This window comes from Pseudomonas sp. ASL7, assembly GCF_056680375.1.
Map to the genome: position 1 here is coordinate 5,503,810 of NZ_CM155279.1, position 13,560 is coordinate 5,517,369.

12 protein-coding genes and 1 pseudogene are annotated in these 13,560 nt (G+C 57.4%); 2 read left to right on the plus strand and 11 right to left on the minus strand.

What is annotated here, in order from left to right; translation table 11 throughout:
• The first annotated feature begins 9 nt into the window (after positions 1-9).
• Entirely contained in the window at positions 10-843 is an 834-nt protein-coding gene (locus tag AC1MDT_RS25390) for a phosphatase PAP2 family protein (RefSeq protein ID WP_480419483.1), read from the plus strand.
• A gap of 173 nt (positions 844-1,016) precedes the next feature.
• Here the strand turns inward: AC1MDT_RS25390 and AC1MDT_RS25395 are convergent, their stop codons facing one another.
• The 10 genes and pseudogenes from AC1MDT_RS25395 to AC1MDT_RS25440 form a co-directional block, all read right to left on the minus strand.
• A complete protein-coding gene (locus AC1MDT_RS25395; protein ID WP_480419484.1) occupies positions 1,017-1,277 on the minus strand; it encodes a DUF6124 family protein in 261 nt (86 codons plus the stop codon).
• A 367-nt stretch (positions 1,278-1,644) separates the two neighbouring features.
• A pseudogene (locus tag AC1MDT_RS25400) lies at positions 1,645-3,075 on the minus strand (ArnT family glycosyltransferase); the annotation flags it as partial.
• A gap of 84 nt (positions 3,076-3,159) precedes the next feature.
• On the minus strand, positions 3,160-3,324 hold the full coding sequence (locus AC1MDT_RS25405; protein ID WP_480419485.1) for a hypothetical protein: 165 nt from the start codon (positions 3,322-3,324) through the stop codon (positions 3,160-3,162).
• Positions 3,325-3,496: 172 nt separating this feature from the next.
• The gene (locus AC1MDT_RS25410; RefSeq protein ID WP_480419486.1) at positions 3,497-4,903 is read right to left on the minus strand and encodes a DUF2252 domain-containing protein; all 1,407 of its coding nucleotides are present in this window, start codon (positions 4,901-4,903) and stop codon (positions 3,497-3,499) included.
• Between the two features lie 243 nt (positions 4,904-5,146).
• A complete protein-coding gene (locus tag AC1MDT_RS25415) occupies positions 5,147-5,911 on the minus strand; it encodes an ABC transporter ATP-binding protein (RefSeq protein ID WP_480419487.1) in 765 nt (254 codons plus the stop codon).
• A 16-nt stretch (positions 5,912-5,927) separates the two neighbouring features.
• Positions 5,928-6,638 (minus strand): ABC transporter permease, encoded by a 711-nt coding sequence (locus AC1MDT_RS25420; RefSeq protein ID WP_480419488.1) that lies wholly within the window; start codon positions 6,636-6,638, stop codon positions 5,928-5,930.
• Entirely contained in the window at positions 6,635-7,363 is a 729-nt protein-coding gene (locus AC1MDT_RS25425; protein WP_480419489.1) for an ABC transporter permease, read from the minus strand. The genes AC1MDT_RS25420 and AC1MDT_RS25425 overlap by 4 nt, the downstream gene beginning before the upstream one ends.
• A gap of 55 nt (positions 7,364-7,418) precedes the next feature.
• Positions 7,419-8,201: a transporter substrate-binding domain-containing protein gene (locus AC1MDT_RS25430; protein WP_480419490.1), complete on the minus strand. Its 783-nt coding sequence runs from the start codon at positions 8,199-8,201 to the stop codon at positions 7,419-7,421.
• 134 nt (positions 8,202-8,335) lie between these two features.
• A complete protein-coding gene (locus tag AC1MDT_RS25435) occupies positions 8,336-9,466 on the minus strand; it encodes a succinylglutamate desuccinylase/aspartoacylase family protein (protein WP_480419491.1) in 1,131 nt (376 codons plus the stop codon).
• A 92-nt stretch (positions 9,467-9,558) separates the two neighbouring features.
• Positions 9,559-10,605, minus strand: coding sequence for an ornithine cyclodeaminase (locus AC1MDT_RS25440; protein ID WP_480419492.1), 1,047 nt, complete (start codon positions 10,603-10,605; stop codon positions 9,559-9,561).
• A gap of 333 nt (positions 10,606-10,938) precedes the next feature.
• Between AC1MDT_RS25440 and AC1MDT_RS25445 the strand changes: the two genes are divergently transcribed.
• Positions 10,939-12,342, plus strand: coding sequence for an aminotransferase-like domain-containing protein (locus tag AC1MDT_RS25445; protein WP_480419493.1), 1,404 nt, complete (start codon positions 10,939-10,941; stop codon positions 12,340-12,342).
• A 378-nt stretch (positions 12,343-12,720) separates the two neighbouring features.
• Here the strand turns inward: AC1MDT_RS25445 and AC1MDT_RS25450 are convergent, their stop codons facing one another.
• Entirely contained in the window at positions 12,721-13,257 is a 537-nt protein-coding gene (locus tag AC1MDT_RS25450) for a hypothetical protein (protein ID WP_480419494.1), read from the minus strand.
• Positions 13,258-13,560: the final 303 nt, after the last annotated feature.

The window sequence follows — 13,560 nt, forward strand, 5'->3', positions numbered from 1 at the left end:
CGACACACAATGCTGACTGCTTCCCATAACCGTTTTTATTGGGTGAACTTCGGTATTCCACTGGTCTGCGCGGCCGTGGTTTTCCTGCTGTTCGACATGACCAAAATCGACATTGCTTTCAGCAATCTTCTTTTTGATCCCGTCACCAAGACCTTTCCGATCGACCAGATTCAATTCTTTGAAAAGCTCACCCACAAGTGGGCGCGCATCATTCCGAACTGGACCGCTGAAATTGCCTTGATTGGCGCGATCCTGTCGTTGGTCTGGCCGTTGGTCAACACGCAAAAGCATCCGCGTCTTGGCGGCTTCCTGGAGCGGTGCAAAGCCGCTCCGGTGCTCCGGTTTGCCACCGCTCATCGTCGGGACTTTTGGTTTGTGGTGTTCGCGTTTGCGATTTGCACCGGTGTGATCCATTTCCTCAAGTCGCACACCAGCGTGTACTGCCCGATTGAAACGACCCTCTATGGTGGGAAAATGGCCCATATAGAGTGGTACGACAACTTCCAGTTGTTCAAGGAAGCCGGCGATGGCCGTTGCTGGCCAGGCGGCCATGCCTCGGGCGGTTTCACCATGCTGGCGCTGTACTTTGTGGCGCGCCGTTACAGCTGGCGTTTTTCCAAAGCGATCATGTACGGCTCGCTGTTGCTTGGTTTCATCTACGGCACGACGCGGGTTCTGCAAGGCTGGCACTACATGTCCCACACCCTCTGGGCCGGGATCTTCGTGTGGCTGGCGTGTTTGCTGACGGCGCTGGCGTTTTATGGGCGAGCGCGGCTGGACGTGCCGATTCGGCAAAAGCATGAAAAACCGGTGTTGGCGGCTCAGACGCAACCTGCCAATTGAGATAGGTTTTTGACGACAAAAACCCGCATCCCGAGTAGGGATTGCGGGTTTTTTGTTGTCCAGAAATAGCTTTCGCGAGCAGGCTCGCTCCCACAGTGGCTCGCTGCCGTATACATGAAAACCCAAGGTGGGAGCGAGCCTGCTCGCGAAGAACGATAACGCGACAGGCCTGCCTAATCCTGCGGATCGACATTATCCAGCGCCCGGTTCACCGCCAACTCCGCCAGCATGATGATTTGCGCAATGGCCAGCGCCGTGTTGCGCTGTGGTCCGGTCAAGTCAGTGGCGAAATCGCTCATCATGACGCTGGCTGAAGCCAATGACTCGCAGGCATGGGCGAGAAGGCTTTCGGTGCGGATGTCGGGGAGGACCGTGAAAAAGGGGCTGGGGCGATAGGGTTTGGTAACGGGGGGATCGGGGATCAACTTATCCAAGGACGTATACCTATGACGTTGGAGCCACCACTTGCCGTTTCTCACACGGCGAAGAGGTGGCAGCTGTGTGCGAGGTGAGAAAACCGGTCATAGGTCACCCGGCCAGACCGAAGTCTGCCCGCACACAGCCGCCATAACGCATTTACAGACAGCGAAAAAAGCTGGCGGCAATTATGCAGATGCTGGCACTGGATGACTATGAGTTGCCGGGTTCTCACACCCGATCACTGAGTTTTCAGTGACAGCCCAAGACTAGAGAGCCCGCTTCCGAGCCACAACCTTAAAGACCTGTGGGAGATTTCTTCTCTGTCTCATCGACAGGTAGGACATCTCCTGCGACGAAAAACGATGTCGCTTTCTCACTGCCGACGAAGTAATAAACCTGTCGACCCACTTGCACCGTCTTGAGCACCTTCAACGGTGCGGCCGGTTCGGTGTCTCCACCCATAACCGCCACGTTGGACGGTGAAGCGTTCAAAAATTCATGCAGTTGCGCCTCGGTATCCAGCCCCTTGAGCACATTTTGCGTATAGAACACGCTGGCGCCACCTGCCCGTTCACTGGCCTTGAACATCGCGACCTGCAGCCCGTTGCTTTGCGCCGTCTGAATCTGCTCGATCAGCGGCAGGAAAGACTCGGTGCGATCCGCGGCAGGCAATACCCATTGCGCGACGGCGAGGTAACTTGCAACCACCACGGCCATCGCGCCGGCAGTCATGCCCTGACGGTGGCGGGCAATGCGGCCGAGTAACGTCGAGGCGGTTTCCCGTGCCTTGAGCCTTTCATACAGGACGCTCGCGTACTCGGCAGCGATGACCGCCGCCGCGGGTGTCATGGACATCAGGTACACGGTGCGTTTGCTCGAGGCCAGGCTCAGCATGACGAACTGCGCCAGTATCCACAGCGTGAAGAACAACAGGTACCGATTGGCCATCAAGCTTTTGCGGAAATGCCACAGCCCCAGGTACACCAGAATGTTCCACGGCAGAAAAGCTTCTGGCAGTTTGGCCAGGTAGTAATAGAACGGTTCGTAATGCCCCGCTTCGACAAAGGTGCCGCTGAAGCGTCCGACACTGTTGGTCACTAGCACTTCCGACAAGGCCTGGGTGCCGCCACGCAGGTACAGCATCGCCAGCCAGATCATCAGCGGCACCAAACCCAACAGCGTCAACAGGCCGGGGCGTAGCCAGTCCGAGACCTTCAGGCGTTTGTCCATCAGGCTCTCGGCCAGCAGAAACGCAAAGATCACCGCCCCTGGCATCGCCAGGCCCAACACGCCTTTACTCAACGTTGCGATGGCAATCCCCACGGCAAACAGCAAGGCGTTGGCGAGGTTTGCGCGTCGATGCCCTTGAAAGAACGCCAACAGCGCCATAGTCACACCCAGGGCGAGTAACGCGTCTTCACCGACGCTACGTACGTTGCTCCAGTAACTGGCCATGGTGGCCAGCAGAATCCCCGCCGTCCAGGCGATCGCCTTGGGTCGACCGAATCGCCGCAACATCGCGTAAAGGACCATCACGCTGAACAACCCTGCAAATGCCGACACCAACCGCACGGCCCATGACGTGCCACCGAATGCGCGGATTGCCCCGGCATCGAGCCACAGACTCAGGGGCGGTTTTTCCAGAAAAGGTTCACCGAACAACCGGGGCGTTACCCAGTCGTGATCCAGGTGCATTTCCATGGCGATCCCGGCGACCCGCGCCTCGGTGGAGCCTTGCAGTTGGTGATTGCCCAAGGCAAAGAAAAACAGCAGGGCGGCAAGCAGAAACAGTGAAGAGGTTGAGCGCGACATAGACTTCTTGTAACCGACGGAGAACCGGGAAGTCTTAGCATACGGAGTGAATGCTTAACAAAACGTGAAGAGCATGCGAAAAATTCAAACCGCCAACGGCAGGGTCACGATAAAGGTACTGCCTTTGCCGCCGCCGTCGCACATGCCGATCACCGTGCCGCCATGGGCCTCGACCCATTCACCCACGACCTTCAGGCCAATGCCGAGGCCAGCATCCGTTGAAGCCGCCAGCGTTAACATCCTGCGCAAACGGCTCGAAGATAAACGGCAGCGCCGCAAAAAACAGGCAAAAAAAAGCCCGCGGGAAAGCGGGCAAACCATAGTTTCTTGAATGAGCGAGCGCAATGTACCGGTTGGCAGGGGGCCATGGGGTGAAGAAAAGTTCATCTGGATGAAGGCCCGCTTCCGGCACCAAAACTCGCTAAGGCAAATGATCCGCCGCAAAGTCGGCTTCCGAACGCGCCCGCAAACGACCCTTGCGGCAGGCCATCTGGAAGCGCTCGAAGTCGCGCTCATTCTGTTTGGCGTAGCTTTGCGCATACTTGAATAGCGCATCTGCCAACGCGTCGCCTTTGCCGATGTAGCCGCTGATCTGCGCGGCGCAACCGGACGATCTGGCATGGGCGCGGGCCAACGCGCGGCCGCAGACGTGTCCGTAGGCGGCGAAGGTCTCGGCGTCGAAGTTTTCGAGTTCAGCGGTGATTTTCATGTCGCGCAACTGGCGCACATAGAAGTGACGTCCGTTTGGCCCGGTGGTCCATCCCAGGAACAGATCGCTGGCCGATTGCATCAACCGCTGGCCTTCGACCACGCGTTGACCGTTGTGGCGCACCCGTGATTTTGTCTTCACATAATTGGCGAGTACCGAACGCCGTGCTTCCTTGAATTGCAGGAACAGCGGGGACTCTTTTTCATCGGTCAGCAGGGCCACCATACAACGCGTGCCGACACTGCCGACACCCACCACTTTGAACGCCATGTCATGGACATGAAAACGCGATAACAGGTCCAGGCGATCGGCTTGCAGCGTGGCTCGATAGTCGCGCATGAGTGTGTCGTAGAGCGGACGCCAGTCCGAGAGACGTAGCCAGTCATCGTCGGAATCCAGCAACGTGGTGTTTTTGTGCAGGTGGAACATTTCCGGCAGGTCATCACGAATAGTCAGACGGCCTTGTGCATCACGTTCACTGATTTTCGGCAGCAGTTCGGCATGGGTGCGTCGTTCAGCTTTCTCTATGGCGCGCTGTACGTGTTCCAGCGTGCTTTTGCGCGCGCGCTCCAGCAGATCGTCATAACTGATGGATTCGTACCAGGTTTCCAGCACACTTTGTTCGGCGCACTCATGCATGGTCTGCTGGTAGGCGCCGACCACCTGGCGGCAGACCGTTTCTTCGACCGTATCGCCATGGCGCAGGTCGCGCGCGGCCACCACGAAACTTGCCACCAGCCGTTTCAAGTCCCATTCCCATGGCCCGGGATGGGCTTCGTCGAAATCATTGACGCTGAACAACAGGTTACGTTCGGGCGTGGCGAACCCACCAAAATTCATCAAGTGACTGTCGCCACAGATCGGCGCAACCAACCCCATGTTCTGCGTCCCCGCCAGGTCATGGGCTTGTAGCAGGGCGTTGCCGCGATAGAAGGTAAATGGCGACACCAGCATGCGCCCATAGCGCAGTTCGACCAGTGAGTTAATGCGGCCCACACTCGATGCTTTGATCAGCGGCAGCGGGTCGCGATTTATTTTTCCAACGGACGCCTGCGCGCTGCGGGAACAAAGTTTGCGAGCATCCTTGCCTTGCTTCAAGCGTTCTTTGAGGGTGGTCATGGGCGCTCGTTTGGTGGGTGTTTTGGGGGATGTGCGGGTTGAGTGTAGAAGGGCTTTGCGAAGCTGGGTTGGTCGTCGATGATCAGAGGGTCTGGCGCACTGGCCTCTCCAGAGGCGGTCGTGGTGAAGGTTCTCAACGGCCAAAGCCCAGATGCAACGAAGCCCGCACTTGGCGGGCTTCTTGGCTCTCTAGCACTTTGAGCAATCGTCTAGTCGCTCATTGTGCTGCTCGAACGAGGGCATTTACTTCAGGTTGCCACTGATGAACTGCTGCAGCCTTGCGCTTTGCGGGTTGCCCAGTACATCCTCGGGTGTTCCCTGCTCTTCGACCAGTCCCTGATGCAGAAACAGCACCTGGTTTGATACCTTGCGAGCGAAGCTCATTTCGTGGGTGACCATGATCATGGTGCGACCCTCTTCGGCCAGTCCCTGAATCACCTTGAGCACTTCGCCCACCAGTTCCGGGTCGAGTGCCGAGGTTGGCTCATCGAATAGCATGACTTCCGGTTCCATGGACAAGGCCCGGGCAATCGCCACACGCTGTTGCTGACCGCCAGAGAGGAATGCCGGATATTGATCAGCGACTCGGGCCGGCAGACCGACCTTATCCAGATAGCGTCGAGCCCGATCCTCTGCATCTTTCTTGCTGACACCCAGCACCCGACGCGGGGCCATGGTGATATTTTCCAGCACCGTCATGTGGCTCCACAGGTTGAAGTGTTGGAACACCATCGCCAGACGGGTGCGGATGCGCTGCAGTTCAGCCTCGTCGGCCACCCGCATGCCGTGCCGGTCATGGACCATGCGAATCGGCTGGTTGTCCAGGCTCATGGCACCGTCGTTGGGCGTTTCGAGGAAATTGATGCAGCGCAGGAAGGTGCTTTTGCCCGAACCACTGGCGCCAATCAGGCTGATCACATCGCCGGTTTTGGCGTTCAGCGAGACGCCCTTGAGGACTTCGTGGTTGCCATAGCTTTTATGCAGATTATCAACGGTCAGTTTGTACATGTGCGCAAATCCTGAATTAGTGAGCCGGGCCCAGGAAAGACAGCCAACGGCGTTCGGCCAGGCGGAACGAACCGACCAAGGAGAAACTGACCGCCAGGTAGATCGCCGCAGCGATGCCGAACGACTGGAACGTCAGAAAGGTTGCCGAGTTGGCATCGCGAGCGATCTTGAGGATGTCCGGTACGGTGGCGGTGAAGGCCAGCGTGGTCGAGTGCAGCATCAGAATCACCTCGTTGCTGTAGTACGGCAACGAACGGCGCAGGGCTGACGGCATGATCACATAGGCATAGAGCTTCCAGCCGCGCAGGCCATAAGCCTTGGCCGCCTCGACTTCGCCATGGTTCATGCTGCGAATCGCCCCGGCGAAAATTTCCGTGGTGTAGGCGCAGGTGTTCAGGGCAAAAGCCAGGATGGTGCAGTTCATTGCATCGCGAAAGAATGCATCGAACATGGGCTGGGCGCGCACAGCGGCGATGCTGTAGATCCCGGTGTAGCAAATCAGCAATTGGATATACAGGGGCGTACCGCGGAACAGGTAGGTGTAGAACTGTACCGGCCAGCGCACCCAAACATTGCTTGAAACCCGGGCAATCGACAGCGGGATCGACATCAAAAAGCCGAAAAAGATCGACGCGCTGAGCAGCCAGAGAGTCATGGTCAGCCCGGTGATGTGACTGCCGTCCTGATAAAGGAATGGTTTCCAGTATTCCTGCAGTAGCTCAATCATCGTACAGCCTCTCGGGAACCCGCCGCGTAATGCCGTTCGAGCCAACGCAAGACGACGTTTGAGGCACTGGTAATCAGCAAATAAATCAGTGCCGCCAGCACCAGAAAGTAGAACAGTTGGTAGGTGCTTTTACCGGCATCCTGAGCAGCCTTGACCAGATCGGCCAGGCCGATGATCGAGACCAGTGCGGTGGCCTTGAGGATCACCATCCAGTTATTGCCGATGCCCGGCAGGGCAAAGCGCATCATCTGTGGGAACACCACGAAGCGAAAGCGCTGGGCGCGGCTCAGGCCGTAGGCAGTGGCCGCTTCCATTTGCCCTCGCGGCACGGCGAGGATCGCACCGCGAAACGTCTCGGTAAAATACGCGCCATAGATGAACCCCAGGGTGATGACCCCGGCGCTAAACGGGTCGATCTCAATGTAGTCCCAACCCAGCGCTGCAGTGAGGCTGGTCAGCCAGGTTTGCAGGCTGTAGAAAATCAGCAGCATTAGCACCAGATCCGGCACCCCACGGATCAGCGTGGTATAGAGTTGCGCGGGAATGCGCAATGCAGAAGATTGTGAAAGTTTTGAGCTGGCGCCGATCAGGCCGAGCAACGCGCTCAACAACAGTGACAACACCGATAGTTTGACGGTCATCCAGGTGCCTGACAGCAACAGCGGACCGAAGCCCTTTAGACTGAAGCCGGACAGCCCCAGAATCTGCAATAGGTTTTCGAACATTGTGCAGCCCTTTGGCAATCAAGAAAGCGCCCACCCGCAGATGGGCGCCATGGTGTTACTTGCCGCTGTAAAGATTCAGATCGCCAAAGTGCTTTTGCTGGACTGCCGCGTAGGTGCCATTGTCGTGCAGCGCTTTGAGGCCCTTGTCCAGAAGCGCTTTGAGTTCCTGGTTGCCTTTAGTGATGCCCACCGCCGTTTTCTCTGGCATTAACTCGCTGTCGATCTGCTTGCTGACCTGGAAATCGGCACCTTGTGGTGACTTCAAAAAGCTCAATTCGGCTTGCAGCTTTTCCTGGATGGAGGCATCCAGGCGGCCGGAAACCAGGTCGGCATAGACCTGATCCTGGTTCGCATAGGCCTGGGTTTCTACTCCAGCCTTGTCCAGTACGGCTTTGGCGTAGGCTTCCTGGATAGAGCCTTGCTCGTAGCCGACTTTTTTGCCTTTGAGCGATACCGGATCAATGTCGATGGCCGCGCCTTTCTTGAACACCAGGACAGTCGGGCTCGAGAACAGCTCGCTGGAAAAATCGATGACTTTCTCACGGGCTGGAGTGACCGTCATGGACGAGAGCACGCCGTCGAATTTGTTGGCCCTGAGGCCTGGAATCATGCCGTCAAAATCGCTTTCGACCCATTTGCACTTGACCTTCAGTTCGGCACAGATGGCATTACCCAGATCGATATCGAAGCCCACCAGGCTGCCATCGGCAGCCTTGGACTCAAAGGGCGCATAGGACGGATCGACGCCAAAGCGCAACTCCTTGTACTCCTTGGCCAGCGCGGAACCGGCAGCGACACAGAGCGCCACCGCAGAAAGGGTCAGAAATGCTTTTTTCATTGTTATATTCCTAATATCCAACATGAGCGCTTGTGGCGCATGAGTACTGTTACTGGAACTTGCATGACGTACAGAAACGAAACCTGATGTTCATCTTGTTGCTCTTGCACCGTTCGGCTCTGCCGAAAAAATCGTCAGGCGCACAGCAGTGAGCCTGAGCGCACAGGCTCTCGCCCCGCGACAAACGTCAGCTCGGTATTGGCTTCGGTGAAACGCTCGATCACCCGCGCGTAGAAAACGCCCGTCACGCTGCTGTAGAGCGTGCTGACTTGGCCGCTGAGTGGATCGATAACATCGGCCAGCGCGGTGCCGGGTTCGACCCTGCTGCCGATGGGTGCGCGGTATGCAACCACTCCGGCGTGTGGGGCATTGAGTATCTCCACCCCGGCCAAAGGCGTCGGCTCACACAAGGGGGGCGGCACCTTGGTCTGTGCATCCGCGATCAAACCCAAGTGCCCCAGGTACGCCAACAGCGCATCGGCATCGCGCGTCGCTAGCTCGTGGCTGACATCGAACAGGCCGCGCAGTTCTAACGTGGCGGAGAAGGTTGCCAGCGGAATCGGCAGATGTGGGAAGCGCTGTTGCAACCTGTCCCAGATGGCCGTGAAGGATTCGTCGAAACTAAAGGTTTTGGCGTCGGGCCCACCCTGCTCGGTGGCATGCAGGACGGCATGTGCACCTGTGAAGCCGGCCAGTACTCGTGCCTGATCCTGCTGCTTGCTGTGTGCGTAAATGTGCACCATGGCCTCACTGTCGCAATGCACATCGATTACGTAGTCCGCCGCACTGGCCAGGCGCAGCAGAGTCAGGCGCAAAGACTCCAGCTCGGTGCGTGGCTGCAATGCGTCGAGGTGTTCGCGGGTGCAGCGACGTATCAGCGCGACGTTGGCAGCGGGATCGCTGCCAAGCTCACGGCTAACCTGCTCGCACACGAGTTCGGCGAGATCGAGGTAGTGGCGGTTGAAGTTCTCCCGGCTGGACAGCTCAAAGCGGCCGAGCTGACGCCCGAATACATAGTTGCCGAGGCCGATCGGGTTGGCGATCGGCACCAGTATCACCTCACCCGTCAGCCGGCCAGCGGCCTCAAGCGTCAGCAGGTGATTCTTGAGGTGGTGCAAAACCAGCATGCCGGGGTGCTCATCGGCATGCAGACCGGCCTGCAGGTAAACTTTTTTGCCCTGCCCCTGTGGCCCGAAATGCAGGCTGATGACGTCGCGTGGTGCGCCAAGGGTCTGCGCGATAAGCGCATGTCGATGCTCTTGCATGGGAATATCCAAAGGGTTGGTTCAGACGAGTGCAGCAGCACCGGGGTCGCAGCTTTTCTACCTGCCACACTTTGGCGCGACAGGTAGGTTTCTTAGGCGCGTTTCTTCTGCGGCATAGAAGCTTTTGGCTGTAAGCGGGCGAACAGGTCTTTCGGGTCTTTCAAGTCAGGGACCAGCTCGATCTCGCTGCCGATGTTCAGGGCCTCGGCGGTGTCGAGGACGTAGCGCAATGCCGAGTAGTCCTCCAGTGCGAAACCTACCGAGTCGAACAAGGTGACGACTTGCTCGGTGTCGCGACCGATCACTTCGCCGTTCACCACGCGCCAGAACTCGATGATCGGCGAGTCCTGCGGCATCTGCTGGATCTCGCCTTCGATACGACTTTGTGGTTCGTATTCGACGACCACCCGGGCGCGTTCGACGATATCGCGGTGCAACTCGGTCTTGCCGGGACAGTCGCCGCCCACAGCATTGAGGTGCATGCCGGGCTCGATCATGTCCGGGGTGAGAATGGTGGCGTAGGTCTTGTCGGCGGTTACGGTGGTGACGATATCGGCACCGCGCACGGCCTCGGCTACGCTCCCGGCAAGGATCACCTTGATCGCAGGGAAGCCGCTCAGGTTGGCCGCCAGCTTGGCGGTAGCCTTCGGATCAACGTCGTACAGACGGATCTCCTCGATACCCAGCAACGTGTGGAAGGCCAATGCCTGGAATTCGCTCTGCGAGCCGTTGCCGATCAGCGCCATGCTGCGGCTGTTGGTGCGCGCCAGGTAGCGGGCAGCCAGGGCTGACGTGGCGGCGGTGCGGATCGCCGTGGTCAGGGTCATCTCGCTGATCAGGCGCGGGGTTCCGGTGTCGACATCGGTCAACGCACCAAAGGCCATCACCGTCAGCTTTCCGGTCTCGGGGTTCTTCGGGTGGCCGTTAACGCACTTGAAGGCATAGAGTAAGTGGTCCGAAATCGGCATCAACTCGATCACTCCTTCGGGGGAGTGGTTGGCCAGGCGGGTGCACTTTTCGAAAGCGTGCCAGCGCAGATAGTCCTCACGAATGTATTCGGCCATTTCAGTCAGGCACTGGGCGAGGCCTTTTTGCGCAACGAGCTGGCTCAGGTCGTTGACGTCGATATAACGGGTCATGCACATCTCCTTTTATCGGGTTGTTCGGGACGTTTGAATCGCCCCGGTTTTCCCAGACACTCTTCCACGCTCAGTGCGTAACGCTTTTAAAGCGCCAGCAGCGATAGCTGTTTGTTGAAACGATGACGACGCTTTGGTGGGGCGACTGCACGGCGACACGGCGGCCGAGGATCACCTGGCCAAGCAGTATTTTTTATTCTGTGCATCTGCATGACACCGGCCAAGGGTGCGATTACTTCGACGCCAAACTACGCGATATTCACTTTCATTCCATACACAGCAGCCCCTAAGATGAACGTACCTGTATTGGTCGAAAAGGCTGCACACCCCCTCATGAGTTCGCCTCAAAAGACATCCCGTATCGGTCGGCTGGTGGAGCATTTTTCGCAATTGATCGACCAGGCCAAGCTGGCTCAGGGCGCGCGTTTGCCGTCCATTCGTGCCGCAGCCAAGGAATTCGAGGTCAGTACCTTCACCGTGGTACAGGCTTATGATCGCCTGGTCGCTTTGAGTTATGTCGAGGCGCGCAAAGGCGCTGGCTTCTTTGTCGCCCAGGCTTCGTCGAGTATCGAGCAGCAACGTAGCGCAGCCCCGCTGGGGGATGTCTATTGGCTGCTGGATGATGCGTTCCATCCGGATACTGATGCCTTGCAACCGGGTAGCGGCGGCCTGCCCGATAGCTGGCTGGACGAGGCGGGCCTTCGCCAGGCCATGCGCAGCCTTGCTCGTGGCACTGGACTGATTGCCGAGTATGGTGAGGCTCGCGGCCTGCTGGTCCTTCGGCAATGGCTGCAGCGCCATCTGAACGAGCGAGGGGTACCCGTTCAAAGTGAGCAAATCTTGCTGACACAGGGCGCCAGCCAGGCGCTAAACATTGTAATCAATGCCCTACTGCATCCGGGTGATTGTGTGCTGGTGGACGACCCAGGCTACATCAACCTGCTGTCTAATCTGCGTGACCACAAAGTCAAAATAATCGGGGTGCCCTGGACCCCACAGGGTCCGGATGTGGAGAAGCTTGGCGAGCTGCTGATCCTTCATCGACCCAAGGCCTTCTTCACCAATCCTTGGTTGCAGAACCCAACCGGCGCCAGTTATAGCCCGGCGGTAGCCCATCGCGTGCTGCAACTTGCCGATACTCATGATTGCTGGATCGTTGAGGATGACGTGCATGGTCAGTTGGTACCGAACAACCAGCCAACACTGGCCGCCCTCGACAACCTGCAGCGAGTGATTCATATCGGCAGCATTTCTAAAAGCATGGCCCCCTCGCTGCGGGTTGGCTTCGTCACCGCCGAACCAGCTGTGGCCGAAGCTTTGCTGCACTACAAGATGACCACCGGCCTCTACAGTTCGCAGCTTTGCGAGCAGCTGGCGTTGCAAATGCTCAATGACGGTACCCAGCGCAAACGCTGCCAGAAGCTGCGCGATCGTCTGTTGCAGGCCCAGGTATTTGCTCGCCAGCAACTGCAACAACTCGGCTGGCAATGCTGGGCCCCCATCGCACCGGCACCGTACCTGTGGATCGGTAGCGGCCAGGAAGGTTTCGATCCGGTGGCTCTGACACGCGCGGGGCTCAAGCAGAATATCCTGCTGTCCCCCGGCTGCATCTTCCGCCCCGACCTGGAAGTCACCCCCTGGCTTCGCTTCAACGCGGCCTTTGGCGAGGACCCGGCAGTCTGGCGCTTTCTCGCCGAAAGTCAGGAGCACAAGCTACGGGGATATCAACCTCATTGACCAAACGACCCCCGACGCAGCTATTCACCGTAAACGTAAGGGTTGATATCAGGTCGATTGGCAATCCCGAGAGCGTCGGCTTATCGGGTGTGTTCCGCTCAGTAATGTAACGATGAAGATGGCTACTCGCCTGATGGGCAACTTGTAGATGGGCTGAAGCCCAGAGGATGGGCTCCTGGGGGCTTGTCGTTTCTGAATTTCAGGCACAAAAAAAGACGTCCGTGGACGTCTTTTTTCGTTGAAGTGGCCGGGGTAATTTGAACAGGTTACTCAAGTTGTTGATTTTAAAATAAAATATCGGCTTTGTTTTTTAGTTGGAATGCCGTTTGGAATGCCAATGAGATTTGCTTGGTACCTTGGGCTGCGTGATGCAGTCGGCTAGATCAGTCTCGCTTCAGTTAGTGCGTGCATTTTAAGAGCATCGCTGATGGCTTTCTCGATTTCTCTAGTTTTTTTCTTCGTCTCAGATTGCAGGGTCGCCTGGTCTCCTTCGAAGCCTGGTTCAGCCTGCTCCAAGGTGAGCTCCCACATTGACAGAAGCGTGGCCAGTCGTTCGATCTGTCTCATGGCTTCGCGGTGCTGAGCCTTCCAGCGATCATCAAGCTGCTTCAATCGTTTGCGTTCAAAGTCCAATGCGTCGCGAAGCAACTGCTCTCGTTCATGGTGTTCCTCAAGCAGTTTCCCCGCGCCATTGAGGAGGTCGGCGACCAAGGCTGTCTCCGTCATTTTTAGTTTTTTTGCGTTGATGCTAAGGGCCTTTTTGGTATCGGTCGGAAGTGTGAACGAGTAGGGCTTCCTTTTCTTACCTGCGTTCAATGATCGATGTCGATGCTGTCGAAGGGTGTTCCTAAGACGTGTCACGAACTCCAGGCCGTCACGAGTTCCCTGCAGGTACACAATCGCGTCAGCAACCATTCCATAGCTAGGTTCCTTTCCCCGAGTTGCGTATTTGAGACAGGTTTGTATTCCTTCGTCGGGGGTTTGCTGCATGTAGCGATAGGCCCACTCCCACTCACCTCCCTCCTTTCGCAACCATCGAGGTCTGCCTGAGTTCCCGGTCATCGCCCTTCCTCCCGCTAATTTTCGTTGATGAATTCTAGGTCTTAATCTCTCCTGTCGCCATCGTTTCTAGGTGTGTTATTTGTAACGTTATGCGGTAACACTAATTAGACTTGTACAGGGTGTATAATCTGTAATTTAAATCTGGATTATCAAAAA